A 14,296-nucleotide genomic window follows, 5' to 3' on the forward strand; every position below is an offset into this window, starting at 1 on the left:
GGCTTTCGAAAGCCGAGAAGATGGAGCGCTACTTGAGAAAGGCGGAAGCGCAAGTGTACGTGTTTGGTACACGCGATCCTACAATGTTTCTGCAAGAAACATACATCGGAAGCTTATGCTGTACTTTCCAAGTTCGTTTTAGATGCGATGCCGAATAACCTTCGGAGCAATATCATCGTTATCAAAGTCCGCTTTTTTGAACCTCCTCTAGCATCTTTACGATATCAAGCTCGCCTACCCTCCTCGCTTTCGCATACTTCAAGGGTTGCATCGAACGTTTCAATATGGATTTAATTTCAATCGGCTTTAGATGAGGTGAGCGCTCTAACAATAGTGCAACAGCGCCGCTAACATGTGATGTTGCCATACTTGTTCCGCTCATCTCATGGTAATCCCCATTAAGCCAAGCGGATACAATCCGATCTCCCGGTGCGTAGATATCAATATAGATGCCTTGATTAGAAAAAGGTGCAACCTTTCGGATGGAGTTGGTTGCACCAACTGCAATGGTATGGGGGTAGCGTGCCGGGTAATCGATAGATTTTTTTTTGCTTTCATTTCCAGATGATGCGACAATAATAACTCCTTTGTTATATGCCCGAATAACTGCATTCAGCATGGCTTTGCTTCTAGTTTTCATCCCAAAGCTCATATTAATAACATCCATGCCATTGCGTACGCACCAGTCAATGGCTTGTATAATATCAGAGACATATGCGCTTCCGTTTTGATCGAAAGCTTTTACAGGGGCGATGAGGGCGTGAGGGGCTATGCCAATCATGCCATGCGCAGGGTTGGAAGCTGCTATAGTTCCAGCGATATGCGTACCATGGCCATTGTCATCGATGGGGGGCATTCCCCGATTAATTAGATTAATACCTGGTAGAATGGAACCTTTCAAAGCAGGATGCTGAAAATCAATGCCTGTATCGATAACTCCGATTTTGATTTGCCGTCCAGTCGTATATTGCCACACTTGAGGTGCTCTCACGGTATCGATTCCCCAAGGTATGCCATTATTGATAAGTTTTTTGTTCCTAGTGGAGGTATGAAGTTGAATATTGCTGTCATTTAGAGGCTTTGAATTCATTACTTTCCGTTCCCTCCTCCAATACAATGTTCGATATTGTATGTGTCGTTGGGGTGATGTGTATATGCATCCGCCTTTTTTAGAAATAATGGGCGATTATCCGTGTCAAACTGGATACTATTACATAAAATGAAAGATGAGCTCGGAGCTCAATTATGCCTAAAGGTGATTACCATCATTAGGAAGGATACAGTCACGGCGAAGGGTCCCCCCCTTCGCTTTTTGTTTTTTATTCATTTTGATATCCATTCGCATAGGAACAACTTGCTTTTTCATTTGAAATAAGGTTTACTATACTTTGACTAATGTTATAAGGATGCTTACAATTTACTTAATTTAGATAGCAAGAGAGGACGTGTCGTTATGAGCGGTTACACATTGAAATTGGATCCGGAACGTATACGCGAAATGCCTATGGTTGACCTGGCGTTTGAAGTGCTGAAAGCAGCAAATACGCCGTATTTTTATCGTGACCTCATGATGGAAATTGCAAAAATTCGAGGTCTTAGTGAAGATGGAATCAACAGATTCATTGCTCAAGTGTATACAGAAATCAACATTGATGGACGTTTTGCTTGCGTAGGGAATAATGTTTGGGGATTGAAACGCTGGTACCCAGTTGAACGTGCAGAAGATCCAGTTGGTAATACAAAACGTACTCGTATTATTAACGACGAAGACGATATGGATGAAGATGATGAGATTTATGTAGATGAAGAGGAAAACTATACTGCCGAGGAAGATGAATTCGGTGCTTATCGTGCAGAAGAAACATTCAGCGAAGCGGACGAAGAAGAAGAAGCTACTGAAGAAGAAGTAGAGTTGGATGAAGAGGATATTGAAGATGAAGAGATATCTCTCGAAGAAGCTGCTGAAGAAGAATACGAAGAACTTGAAGAAGAAGAAGAAAAATAATTGATCATCAATTTAGCTGAATAATTGAGGAATAATAGGTTGCTCGATTACTTCTGCGGTTATGCTTGACATGAGCTATATGGGAGAGTAAACTAACCTATGGGCTATAGAAACAGCTGAACATATTGATGTATCATTATATACCTTGTGAGAAAAGTGCCCCCGTGCTACGGGTGTCACTTTTTTTGTTTGTACAGGCCATAGATAAGCTGAAAACCTTTGGAAAATGAAGGGACTAGGCTTGATTGAGTAACATTTGGGAATAGCTAAAACATAACTAAAGTATGGAGGGTATTATCACAGTGACCAAATATATTTTTGTAACGGGCGGCGTTGTATCGTCTTTAGGTAAAGGGATTACTGCAGCATCTTTGGGAAGACTGCTTAAAAACAGAGGGCTAAAAGTTACGATCCAAAAATTTGATCCATATATTAATGTGGACCCAGGAACGATGAGTCCTTATCAGCATGGTGAAGTTTTTGTAACTGACGATGGAGCAGAGACAGACCTCGACTTAGGACACTATGAGCGCTTTATTGACATCAACCTTTCAAAAAACAGCAATGTTACAACGGGTAAAATTTATTCCAATGTTATTACTAAGGAACGTCGTGGTGATTATTTGGGCGGAACAGTTCAAGTTATTCCTCATATTACCAATGAGATTAAAGAACGTGTATTCCGTGCAGGTAAAGAAACAGGCGCTGATGTTGTCATTACGGAAATTGGTGGTACTGTCGGTGATATTGAAAGTCTTCCATTCTTAGAGGCGATTCGTCAAATTAAGAGTGATATTGGTCGTGATAACGTGATGTACGTTCACGTTACGTTAATTCCATATATTAAAGCTGCCGGCGAAGTGAAAACAAAACCGACACAACATAGTGTTAAAGAACTTCGTTCAATCGGTATTCAGCCAAACATTATCGTTTGCCGTACGGAGTATCCATTAGCGGATGATCTGAAACGGAAAATTGGTCTATTCTGTGATTTAGATACGAATGCTGTAATTGAATGTCGAGATGCTTCTACATTGTACGAAGTGCCATTGCAGCTTCAAGCAGAAGGCTTTGATCAAATTGTACTTGATCATTTGAAACTAGATGCACCTGCAGCCAATATGGTAGAATGGACAGCAATAGTTGATCGTGTGAAAACACTGAAAAGTAATGTCGAAATTGCTATTGTCGGTAAATATGTTGCACTTCACGATGCTTATTTGAGTATTGTTGAGGCGTTAAATCATGCGGGAATTGCGCTTGACTCGTCGGTTTCGCTTCGTTGGGTTGATGCAGAAGAACTTACTGATAGCAATGTAGTGGAAAAGCTACAAGGTGTACACGGAATTCTTGTTCCTGGTGGCTTTGGCGATCGTGGTATTGAAGGAAAAATTTCAGCGATTCGTTATGCCCGTGAACAAAATATTCCATTCTTCGGAATTTGCCTTGGTATGCAAGTAGCAGTTATCGAGTACGCTAGAAATGTTCTAGGTCTTGCAGATGCGAACAGCTCCGAGATTAATGCTTCAACTCCATATCCAGTTATTGATCTATTGCCAGATCAAAAAGATGTTGAAGATATGGGTGGAACAATGCGTCTTGGTTTGTATCCATGTAAAGTTGTAGAAGGAACTAATGCATATAAAGCATACAATGATGAGCTTGTATACGAACGTCACCGTCACCGTTATGAGTTCAATAATGAATATCGTGAAGCGTTAGAAGCAGCGGGACTTGTCATTTCAGGTACATCTCCAGATGGAAGATTAGTGGAAATGGTTGAGGTTAAGGATCATCCTTGGTTCCTAGCTGTTCAATTTCATCCAGAATTTACATCAAGACCTAATCGTCCACAGCTACTATTCCATGACTTTGTACAAGCAGCACTTCAACAATAAAAATTCAAAAAATGGAATAAATGTTGGCGAGTCTATAAATTAGCAGGAAAAGTTAAATCCTATAGCGAATACTCTTGTATAGTAACATTCCTATCACATATACAGGTGAAGGCTATAGGGGGGTAAAAATAGCTTGGAAAAACAACGGGTACTCATAGTTGATGATCAGAACGGAATTAGACTCCTATTGAATGAGGTGTTTAGTTCTGAAGGTTATCATACATCGCAAGCATCTAATGGGAAAGTGGCTTTAGACCTTGTGCGCAATAACCGTCCTGATCTTGTGCTTCTAGATATGAAGATTCCAGGTATGGATGGACTTGAAATATTGAAGCATATTAAGTCAATTGATGCTACTATCAAAGTCATTATGATGACAGCATATGGTGAACTAGATATGATCAAGCGAGCAACAGATCTAGGTGCCGTAAAGCATTTTACTAAGCCGTTTGATATTGATGAGCTTCGAGTAGAAGTTAATTTTCAACTGAACAATCAAGGTACTTATAGCTCATAACTAGCTGAAAGTTAATGAATAGAAGCGTCGTTACGTTATTGTGGCGATGCTTCTATTATTTTGTAGTTTTAATCCGCGGTATGAAAACATAGGACACTATGCTATAATATCGTTGAATTAGTTTGCTTCGTAGCGTTATGAACTTGTTCGGAAACGTGAATAACGTTCGCATGCTGAGCATAATGTAGATATAATTTTAATGAATATGGATTAGATAGCTTGATCCTATATATAATGTTATCTATTACACACTACACAATATAAGAGACATGGGACAAGGGACACATGTAAACCGCCTGTTGTCGGTGCGCTTCCTCATCTTTTTTTTGAGAGCACGCTTGCGGCGGTTTTTACTATGTAGACTTCCAAGCAACGGGAGGACCAATAGATTAATGGAGAAATTAATGATACGCGGAGGTAAGCCACTACATGGAACAGTAACAATTAGTGGAGCCAAAAATAGTGCTATTGCTTTAATACCAGCGGCAGTTCTAGCTGGATCTGAAGTGGTTTTAGATAATTTGCCTTGCATTAGCGATGTAGCTATTTATGCAGAAATACTCGAGGAACTGGGCGCAGTAGTGTCTCGAAAAGACGATGAAATCCGTATAAATCCTACCCAATTAATATCGAAACCAATGCCTAATGGTAAAGTGAAAAAGCTTCGTGCTTCTTATTATTTGATGGGAGCACTGCTTGGTCGTTTCGGTGAAGCGACGATTGGAATGCCAGGTGGTTGTAACTTTGAACCTCGCCCTATTGATCAGCATATTAAAGGCTTTGAAGCATTAGGTGCGGTAGTAACGAATGAACAAGGCGCTTTGCATATTAAGGCTGAGCAATTACGCGGAGCGAAAATATATCTTGATGTAGCTAGTGTTGGTGCAACGATTAATATTATGTTTGCTGCATCACGTGCACTAGGTGTTACTACTATCGAAAATGCTGCAAAAGAACCGGAAATCGTTGACGTGGCAACATTGTTGACTGCTATGGGCGCAAAAATTAAAGGTGCTGGAACTGAAACGATTCGAATTGAAGGTGTAAGCCAGATGAAGGGTTGCCGTCATACTGTAATCTCTGATCGCATTCAAGCAGGCACTTATATGATCGCAGCAGCTGCTACTAGAGGAAATGTGTTAATCGATAATGTTATTCCGAAGCATCTTGAGGCACTTACTGCGAAGCTAGAAGAAATGGGCGTTGAAGTCATCGAATATGATGAATCAATTCGTATTATCGGAAAATCGGAGTATAACGCGATTGATGTGAAAGCACTGGTCTACCCAGGATTTCCAACAGATATGCAATCTCCAATGACTTCTTTACTGACATGTGCAGTTGGTACAAGTTTACTTTCAGACTATGTCTATGGAACGCGATTCAAGCATGTTCCTGAGCTAGTACTAATGGGAGCGAACATACGTGTGGAAGGAAGAACGGCTGTCATTGAAGGTGGCCCTTTAAGAGCTGCCAAAGTGGAAGCGGCAGATCTTCGTGCTGGTGCGGCGTTAGTTGTTGCAGCACTTACTGTGCCTGACGAAGTTACTGAGATTACTAATGTGGAATATATTGATCGTGGTTATGATCGGCTAGTAGAGAACTTAAGTATATTAGGTGCTGAAGTGTGGAGAGAAGATAGCTAGACGACTACGAACACGGATGACACTGTCATAGAATAGATTCACGATAATCAGGCAATGCTGATTAATCAAAGCGGATTCTATATTTTATAATAAAAGTGGTGAGATCATGTCAGACCTTCAAATTGCAGATTTGGAGACTATGAAGTTGACAGAGCTATATAAGCTCGCAAAACAATACCAAATCCAGTACTATGGTCAATTGAAAAAGAAAGAATTAATTTTTGCTATTTTACGTGCTCAAGCAGAGAAAAGTGGATTTTTATTTATGGAAGGCGTTTTGGAAGTGTTACCTGATGGTTTCGGCTTCCTACGTCCGATCAACTATTTACCTAGTAAAGAGGACATTTATATCTCAGCCTCTCAAATTCGTAAGTTTGATTTGAGAAATGGAGATTTAGTATCGGGTAAATGTAGACTGCCGAAAGATAGTGAACGTTATTATGGTTTGCTTCAAGTTAATGCGGTTAATGGTGAAAGTCCTGAAACAGCACAAGAACGTCTACACTTCCCTGCACTAACTGCACTATATCCTGATAAAAAACTAACGCTAGAAACAGAGCAAAACAAAATCTCCACGCGAATTATGGATTTATTAGCACCGGTAGGTCTAGGGCAACGTGGACTTATTGTCGCTCCTCCAAAAGCAGGTAAGACTCTACTCTTGAAAGAAATTGCCAACAGTATTTCAACGAATCACCCTGATATTGAGTTGTTTATTCTTCTTATTGATGAGCGTCCAGAGGAAGTTACTGATATGCAGCGCTCTGTGAAAGGTGAAGTTATTGCTTCGACTTTTGACGAGCTTCCAGAAAATCATATTAAAGTAGCGGAACTTGTACTTGAACGCGCTTTGCGTTTGGTAGAGCATAAAAAAGATGTTGTCATTCTATTAGATAGTATTACTCGTCTTGCAAGAGCGTTCAACCTTCACGTTCCACCATCAGGTAGAACATTGAGTGGCGGTATTGATCCTGCAGCATTCCATCGTCCTAAACGCTTCTTTGGTTCGGCACGTAATGTTGAAGAAGGTGGTAGTTTAACTATTTTAGCTACTGCATTAATAGAAACAGGTTCGCGTATGGATGATATTATTTATGAGGAATTTAAGGGTACGGGTAATATGGAGCTTCATCTAGATCGTAAGCTTGCTGAACGTAGACTTTTCCCTGCTATTGATATTCGTCGTTCGGGAACGCGTAGAGAAGAATTGTTACTACCCAAAGATGATCTTGATAAAATTTGGACAATTCGTAAAAATATGAATGATTCCTTTGAATTCGTAGATCAATTCATTAAGAAGATTAAAGAAGCGGAAACGAATGAACAGTTCTTAATGTCGCTCGATACTGCTGTGGATGTTCCAAAGCTAGATAAGCCAAAGCAAGAGTTAACTGGTGCGAAAAGAGCAACATCAGCTACTACGCGAAAACCGCCTACTAGACCAACATCATCCTCTCAAATCGTTAAATAGTCAAAAAGTTTTAGGAGGGCAACATGAATCTCGTATATGCAGATGAACAAGGAATTGTGTATGATCATCCCGGTTATATTGCACTAGCACGAAGTGGCGATATGATTGTGGAGATTATGGAGGATGAATTAATCCCCTTACCTGAAGGAGCGACGCTTGTCAGTCTGCCATTCAGTAAACCTATTGCACTCGATCCAGATACAGGTGAAATGCAAGTGATTGGTGATGGAGCACAGGCGGTAGGAGCATTGCTTCCGCAAGGATATACTCGTCTGAATATTCCTGGATATGTGAAATCAGATCAGAATGAGAAATTCCCACTCTTTGGTTATACAGCGGTAGTGTGGAAGGACGGAGGTTTCTATGTTACGGCTGAGCAATGTGATGAGCCTGAACGTTGGGATCCTGAAAATTGTGATCGTGATGAGTTAAAAATCGAAGTAGATAGGTTATTAACGACATACCCTGAAAATCGTCTGTATAAGCATCTTTCGAATTGTGCTCTTGAATATGAATGTCTAACAGCTTCTAACACGTTCTTGAATCGTTGGGAGGGCGGGGTGCCCGTATCATTCTCATGTAATGCTGGTTGCTTCGGTTGTATTTCAGAGCAACCAGAAGATAGTGGCTTTGTCGCTCCCCAGACTCGGATGAATTTCAAGCCTCAAGTAGATGAAGTATCGCAAGTTATGCTTGAACATTTGAAACATCCCGATTCTATTATTAGTTTCGGACAAGGTTGTGAAGGTGAGCCTTCCACTCAAGTGAAAATCATCGTTGAAGCTATGAAGCAAGTTCGTAGTCAGACAAATCAAGGTTATATTAATATCAACACGAATGCCGGCATAACGGACTTTATTCGTGCGATTGTTGATGAAGGACTTGATCTAATGCGAGTGAGTACGATTAGCGCGTTAGAAGATCATTACAATGCATATTATCGTCCAAGAGGGTATACACTACAAAATGTTGAGAAATCATTAATTTATGCTGCTGAGCAAGGTGTCTATACTTCAATTAACTATCTTATTTTCCCTGGTGTTACCGATCGTGAAGAAGAGATGGAAGCGATGATTGATTTCTGCAAACGGACGAAGCTTAAGATGATTCAAATGCGAAATCTTAATATCGATCCTGAAAGTTATTTGAGTCTTATTCCGAAAGCAAAAGGTGAAATTTACGGTATGAAACAGATGCTACAAATATATCGTGAAGAATTGCCTGACGTTGTAATTGGTTCGTATACACATGTACCGCCAATGGAATATCGACGTAGATAGGTTGCGCATCTTTTCCATTGCAATTGAACCTTCACTCTGTTAAAATCATTTCATGTGCATAAAACTCTGGTCCGTATGAGATTCAGGGCAGAAAGAGGTGAACGAGATGAAACAAGGTATTCATCCGACATACCACGCCGTTACAGCTACTTGCTCTTGTGGAAATACTTTCGAAACAGGTTCGATTAAATCGGCTCTTAAAGTAGAAGTTTGTTCCGCATGTCACCCATTCTTCACGGGTAAGCAAAAGTTCCTGGATGCAGGCGGTCGTGTAGATCGATTCAAAAAGAAATACGGTATCTAATCCATATCGTATGTGTGCCTAGTATAGGTGACATAGAAAAGTTCTTGGTGGCTTGTACAAGCCACCAAGAACTTTTTTGTTATGTAGATTGAAATTGAACAATAAAAGTAACTAATTTAGTAAGAAATCAATGTATATAGCCAATAAATGTAGCATGTCTTTGTGAACAGAGTGTGAGAGAGTTGCACTTTTGTTCATATTGTAATATACTGATTCTTGCCGTGCTAGATGGGGAGGTAGCGGTGCCCTGTAACTCGCAATCCGCTACAGCGAGGTTGAATTCCTATTCTAGGTGTTGTCGATGTGAGGTCTGACGCTTGCAAGTAGTGTTGACAGTGGGGTCCTTCGCAATGGACGCTTATGAATCTGGTCAGGTCCGGAAGGAAGCAGCCATAAGTAAGTTAGTTCATGTGCCGAGGGAGTGCCTTGCTCGAGCTATGTAGTAAGAAAGTCGCTCGGATCGCTTCTATCGAAGATAGGTGCACGGTACTTAATTGATGAACAAAAGGCGTAGCCTACAAATAACCTGCCAATGGTAAGAGTGAACTCTTAGTATTTGGCAGGTATTTTTGTGTGTAATTGTATGAAAACATGTTGTTAAGAGAATTCATGTAGTATAATGAGAAGACGAAATAACTATATGATTTACTATATAGAAATTAGAGGAGAACGTAACGTGTCACATATAGCTCTATATCGTTCTTGGCGTCCGCAGATGTTCAAGGATATGGTCGGACAACAGCATATTATACAGACGCTACAAAATGCGATACGTGAACATCGTGTTTCACATGCATATTTGTTCAACGGACCTCGTGGTACAGGTAAGACAACAACAGCTAAAGTATTAGCAAAGGCTGTAAACTGCGAGCAGGGCCCATCTATTGAGCCGTGTAATCAATGTGATAATTGTATTGGAATAACAGAAGGGACTATTATGGATGTTGTAGAAATTGATGCGGCATCAAATCGTGGTATTGACGAAATTCGAGACATACGCGATAAAGTAAGATATGCTCCTACGGAAGTTCGATATAAGGTTTATATTATCGATGAGGTCCATATGTTAACAGCAGAAGCATTTAATGCACTTCTGAAAACGTTGGAAGAACCGCCTCCGCATGTTATATTCATATTAGCAACTACAGAACCACATAAGTTGCCTGCTACAATTATTTCACGTTGTCAGCGTTTTGATTTTAGGCAAGTATCCACTTCTGAGCAAGTTGAAAGACTTCAAGAGATTTGTGAAGAAGAAGGTATTGAAGCAACTGATGATGCACTTGCTTATATTGCAAGATTATCTGAAGGTGGTATGCGTGATGCTATAAGCTTGTTAGAGCAAACTGCTGCCTTTGCTGATCGCAATATTACATTAGAAGCTGCAATAGATGTCACTGGTGGTATTGCTGCAGAACAATTTTACCAATTAGCAGAAGCGATCAAGGAGCGAGATGTATCCAAGATGCTGCCACTAGTTGAGGGGCTTATGCAAGGTGGTAAAAGTCCAGATAAGTGTATGGAAAACCTAATTTATTACTTCCGAGACTTATTAGTTTTGAAGCTTGCACCACAAGGTAATGCAGTAACAGAGCGAATTGTAGATCACGAGAGATTTGTGCAGATGGCAGAGTCGTATAGCCCTGAATCATTGTTTATTATGATTGAAACGTTGAATCATTATCAGCAAGAGTTACGGCATGCTGCTCAGCCACAAACATTGTTGGAAGTTGCATTGTTGAAGCTTTGCTCGACCACGCAATTAAACAGTTCGGGTGCTCAAGATGGTGCTTCAGCTGCTAGTAGTCATGAATTGGTAGAACTTCGCCAGCATGTTCACAAATTAGAAGGGCAATTGGCGCAATTAATGAAGCAGGGGATACAAGTGGCGCCAGCTACAACGAATGCAACTGATCGAACGGTCCCACGTAAAGCATTTTCGAGTACGGGCGTTAATCGTCCGAAAATTAAGCTAGATCAATACGTTGTTGCGGCTAGTTCACAAGAGACTAATCAAGCTCGTATGAACTGGAGTGATGTGTTAATGCGAGTGAAGGATCGTAAAGTGACGGTACATGCTTGGTTGAAAGATAGCGAACTAGTGTCTGCAGTAAATCAACAATTGCTATTAACGTTCAAAAATGAAATCCATCGCGAAACAACAGAAAAGCCGACTCATCGAGAATTGATTGAACAAGTATCCCAAGAAGTACTTGGTAAAACTTACCAATTGGTTACCGTCATGCTCAAGGACTGGCAATCTGCTCTGGAAGGGGCTTCACAATCTCCGACAGAAGCATTGGAGCTAGAGCCTGAGGATATTTCTATAAATGAATCCAAGCAACAGCCGATCTGGATCGAGGAAGCGGTAAAGCTATTCGGTGAAGATCTAGTTGTGGTAACAGACAAATAATCTAATGAGGTGAATGTAATGAACAATATGAACCAAATGATGAAGCAAGTTAAAAAGATGCAAGCGCAAATGCTTAAGGCCCAAGAAGATTTGGAAGGTAAAACAGTTGAAGGAAGTGCAGGTGGCGGAGTAGTAACCGTTACGATTAGTGGACACAAAAAATTACTTAACATTGTGATCAGTCCTGAAGCAGTTGATCCAGAGGATATTGAAATGTTACAAGATCTTGTTGTAACTGCTGTTAATGATGCTCTTACTAAAGCGGAAGAACTAGCTAATCAGGATATGGGTAAATACACAGGCGGAATGAAGATTCCAGGTCTGTTCTAGGAGGGGAAACCTCAAAAAATGGACTTTGATAACGATGAGATGCGTTGTAGCTTACTCGACGTCGAAGCTGAAGTGAACTTGGAAAGTGCGGTTCGCGTGTACCAATAACGTACACTTGCGCTTCCACCTTTCTCAAGTAGCACTCCATCTTCTCGGTTCTGAAAGCCCACTTTTTGAACTCTCATTTTATGAGGTGGTTCGAAAAGCGGACATTCAAAAAGAACGATTAACGATCTTTTTGAATGTTGATTGGAAGATAAAATTCAAAAAGCCCACTTGTGATGATGTTGGATCGCGAGTGGGTTTTCATTAACAGAGAGATTCAGAGTTGATAAGAGTATCACTCTAGCTATTCAGAAGGAGCTGTACCTACACGTGTATTATCCAGAGCCAATAGCTAAACTTATAGACTCCTTTACTCGTTTGCCTGGAATAGGTCCGAAGACGGCTGGGCGCTTAGCGTTTCATGTGTTGCGTATGAAAGAGGATGAAGTGATTGATTTCGCTAAAGCTCTTGTCAGTGTGAAGCGTAATCTGTTCTACTGTTCTATTTGTTGTAACATAACGGATACAGATCCTTGTCGCATTTGTCAGGATAAGAGTAGAAACAGTGAAATTATTTGTATCGTGCAAGAATCTAAAGACCTTATTGCAATGGAACGAATGAAGGAATTTGACGGCTATTATCATGTATTACAGGGTGCGATTTCTCCTATGGAAGGAATTGGTCCCGATCAAATTAGAATTGCGGAGCTATTAAAGCGCCTAGGTGATGAGACTGTCCAGGAACTGATCCTAGCGACCAATCCTAATATTGAAGGGGAAGCTACGGCGATGTATATTTCAAGATTAGTCAAACCTTTTGGTATTAAAGTAACTCGAATTGCTCATGGTTTGCCTGTCGGGGGAGACTTGGAATATGCTGATGAAGTAACTTTATCGAAGGCTCTTGAAGGCCGCCGTGAATTATTCTAATTAAAATGTAATCTAAAAGTCGATATTTTTGTGGTCTTACCACATGAATATCGACTTTTTTAGTTCTATTTTGATCCTGAGCAATATACATATGAATAAGGCATGTATATATGAGGGGGAGAAGGATGAACAAATATGTAGCGAGTAAATTAACGAGTCAATGGTACGAAAGTGATCCGATGAGTAAAGATGAGCTTATTGAGGTAGACAAGCTTCGTATAGAAATTAAAGATTCGCTATTGCAATGGAGATCTGCCGAGCTACATTTTCAATATGCATGCGGTCATGATGAAGTTGAATTAGCGATCTATTCATTAATGATGGCTGAACAGAAATATCGCATGTTGTTGAATAAGGCAAGAGATATTGATATTGATTGGTCGAAAGTGAAAGGATATCTCATATGAACCTAATATGGATGATTATATTTGCTGTCTCTAGTCTAGCGCTTATTGTGGTGCTCTTGCGTAATCAATTATCGCGATTGAGCTTGAAAAAAGTTATTGTACATTGGATTGTTGCGGCGACGGTATTGTTTCTAATGAATTATCTTGAAATCACCCAACCTTATGCCCTGCCGATTAATCCATTGACGATTGGTACTACCGCAGTACTAGGATTACCTGGTGTAGCATTACTTATGGGGACGCAGTATCTAATTGGATGAAAATATTATATTGTAAAAACCGCGTAACAACGGGGGTTTTCGCGGTTTTCGACAAAAAAATTAAAAATAGTTTTAAAAAAGGGTTGCATTCCATTAGGCCGCTATGGTATATTATTTCTTGTCGCCGCGAGAGATTGCGAGACACACGAAGAAAACAAGACGAGCTTCAAACTTACACAATGTAACGAGAAACTCACTTGAGTTTCTAACACGAAGATAACATGAACGTAGTTCATTGCATACCTTCCTTGAAGATTTTCCGAGCGTAAGCTCATCGAAAAACTTCTTTGATCTTTGAAAACTGAACAACGAGTAAGAACTGCCATTAACAATTTCACCTTTGTGAAATTGTTAATAACAAGCGAAACACGAAGATCTTTCCGAGCACGTTGTGCATCGAAAAGACTTCACTAATGAGCAAGTCAAACACCTTAATGGAGAGTTTGATCCTGGCTCAGGACGAACGCTGGCGGCGTGCCTAATACATGCAAGTCGAGCGGAGTTTGAAAGAAGCTTGCTTCTTTCAAACTCAGCGGCGGACGGGTGAGTAACACGTGGGTAACCTGCCTATAAGCCTGGGATAACATTCGGAAACGGATGCTAATACCGGATACGCGTTTTGATCGCATGATCGAAACGGGAAAGACGGAGCAATCTGTCACTTATAGATGGACCCGCGGCGCATTAGCTAGTTGGTGAGGTAATGGCTCACCAAGGCGACGATGCGTAGCCGACCTGAGAGGGTGATCGGCCACACTGGGACTGAGACACGGCCCAGACTCCTACGGGA

At 40.6% G+C, this 14,296-nt stretch carries 15 protein-coding genes, 1 rRNA gene and 1 other RNA gene; 15 read left to right on the plus strand and 2 right to left on the minus strand.

All coding sequences use genetic code 11. The annotated features are described in order from the left end of the window. Positions 1-32 precede the first annotated feature (32 nt). The gene (locus AC1TPB_RS08405; protein WP_482076060.1) at positions 33-158 is read left to right on the plus strand and encodes a hypothetical protein; all 126 of its coding nucleotides are present in this window, start codon (positions 33-35) and stop codon (positions 156-158) included. Positions 159-181: 23 nt separating this feature from the next. Here the strand turns inward: AC1TPB_RS08405 and AC1TPB_RS08410 are convergent, their stop codons facing one another. Beyond that, complete coding sequence (locus AC1TPB_RS08410; RefSeq protein ID WP_482076061.1) at positions 182-1,090, minus strand: S8 family peptidase; 909 nt, start codon at positions 1,088-1,090, stop codon at positions 182-184. A gap of 363 nt (positions 1,091-1,453) precedes the next feature. Between AC1TPB_RS08410 and rpoE the strand changes: the two genes are divergently transcribed. From rpoE to AC1TPB_RS08460, 10 genes are all read left to right on the plus strand, one after another. Beyond that, complete coding sequence (rpoE, locus tag AC1TPB_RS08415; protein ID WP_482063667.1) at positions 1,454-2,005, plus strand: DNA-directed RNA polymerase subunit delta; 552 nt, start codon at positions 1,454-1,456, stop codon at positions 2,003-2,005. 302 nt (positions 2,006-2,307) lie between these two features. Beyond that, positions 2,308-3,903: a CTP synthase gene (locus AC1TPB_RS08420; RefSeq protein WP_482076062.1), complete on the plus strand. Its 1,596-nt coding sequence runs from the start codon at positions 2,308-2,310 to the stop codon at positions 3,901-3,903. Between the two features lie 133 nt (positions 3,904-4,036). Next, a complete protein-coding gene (locus AC1TPB_RS08425) occupies positions 4,037-4,420 on the plus strand; it encodes a response regulator (RefSeq protein WP_482076063.1) in 384 nt (127 codons plus the stop codon). A gap of 392 nt (positions 4,421-4,812) precedes the next feature. Next, positions 4,813-6,066 (plus strand): UDP-N-acetylglucosamine 1-carboxyvinyltransferase, encoded by a 1,254-nt coding sequence (locus AC1TPB_RS08430; RefSeq protein ID WP_482076064.1) that lies wholly within the window; start codon positions 4,813-4,815, stop codon positions 6,064-6,066. Positions 6,067-6,172: 106 nt separating this feature from the next. Further along, positions 6,173-7,537: a transcription termination factor Rho gene (gene rho, locus AC1TPB_RS08435; protein WP_482063663.1), complete on the plus strand. Its 1,365-nt coding sequence runs from the start codon at positions 6,173-6,175 to the stop codon at positions 7,535-7,537. A gap of 23 nt (positions 7,538-7,560) precedes the next feature. After that, positions 7,561-8,817 (plus strand): radical SAM family protein, encoded by a 1,257-nt coding sequence (locus tag AC1TPB_RS08440; RefSeq protein ID WP_482063662.1) that lies wholly within the window; start codon positions 7,561-7,563, stop codon positions 8,815-8,817. Positions 8,818-8,923: 106 nt separating this feature from the next. After that, entirely contained in the window at positions 8,924-9,121 is a 198-nt protein-coding gene (rpmE, locus tag AC1TPB_RS08445; RefSeq protein WP_482063661.1) for a 50S ribosomal protein L31, read from the plus strand. A 219-nt stretch (positions 9,122-9,340) separates the two neighbouring features. Further along, positions 9,341-9,608: signal recognition particle sRNA large type (gene ffs, locus AC1TPB_RS08450), an RNA gene on the plus strand. Between the two features lie 189 nt (positions 9,609-9,797). Beyond that, entirely contained in the window at positions 9,798-11,534 is a 1,737-nt protein-coding gene (gene dnaX, locus AC1TPB_RS08455; RefSeq protein ID WP_482076065.1) for a DNA polymerase III subunit gamma/tau, read from the plus strand. Positions 11,535-11,552: 18 nt separating this feature from the next. Continuing rightward, a complete protein-coding gene (locus AC1TPB_RS08460) occupies positions 11,553-11,864 on the plus strand; it encodes a YbaB/EbfC family nucleoid-associated protein (protein ID WP_482063659.1) in 312 nt (103 codons plus the stop codon). Positions 11,865-11,875: 11 nt separating this feature from the next. Here the strand turns inward: AC1TPB_RS08460 and AC1TPB_RS08465 are convergent, their stop codons facing one another. After that, a complete protein-coding gene (locus tag AC1TPB_RS08465) occupies positions 11,876-12,049 on the minus strand; it encodes a hypothetical protein (protein WP_482076066.1) in 174 nt (57 codons plus the stop codon). Positions 12,050-12,239: 190 nt separating this feature from the next. Between AC1TPB_RS08465 and recR the strand changes: the two genes are divergently transcribed. The 4 genes from recR to AC1TPB_RS08485 all read left to right on the plus strand — a co-directional run. Beyond that, on the plus strand, positions 12,240-12,839 hold the full coding sequence (gene recR, locus AC1TPB_RS08470) for a recombination mediator RecR (protein ID WP_482063658.1): 600 nt from the start codon (positions 12,240-12,242) through the stop codon (positions 12,837-12,839). Between the two features lie 125 nt (positions 12,840-12,964). Next, on the plus strand, positions 12,965-13,246 hold the full coding sequence (locus tag AC1TPB_RS08475; RefSeq protein WP_482076067.1) for a hypothetical protein: 282 nt from the start codon (positions 12,965-12,967) through the stop codon (positions 13,244-13,246). Next, the gene (locus AC1TPB_RS08480) at positions 13,243-13,506 is read left to right on the plus strand and encodes a pro-sigmaK processing inhibitor BofA family protein (protein WP_482076068.1); all 264 of its coding nucleotides are present in this window, start codon (positions 13,243-13,245) and stop codon (positions 13,504-13,506) included. Before AC1TPB_RS08475 ends, AC1TPB_RS08480 begins: the two co-directional genes overlap by 4 nt. Before the next feature lie 431 nt (positions 13,507-13,937). Further along, positions 13,938-14,296: ribosomal RNA gene (locus AC1TPB_RS08485) — 16S ribosomal RNA — on the plus strand; the annotation flags it as partial.

The sequence above is a fragment of the Paenibacillus sp. Y951 genome, assembly GCF_056786395.1.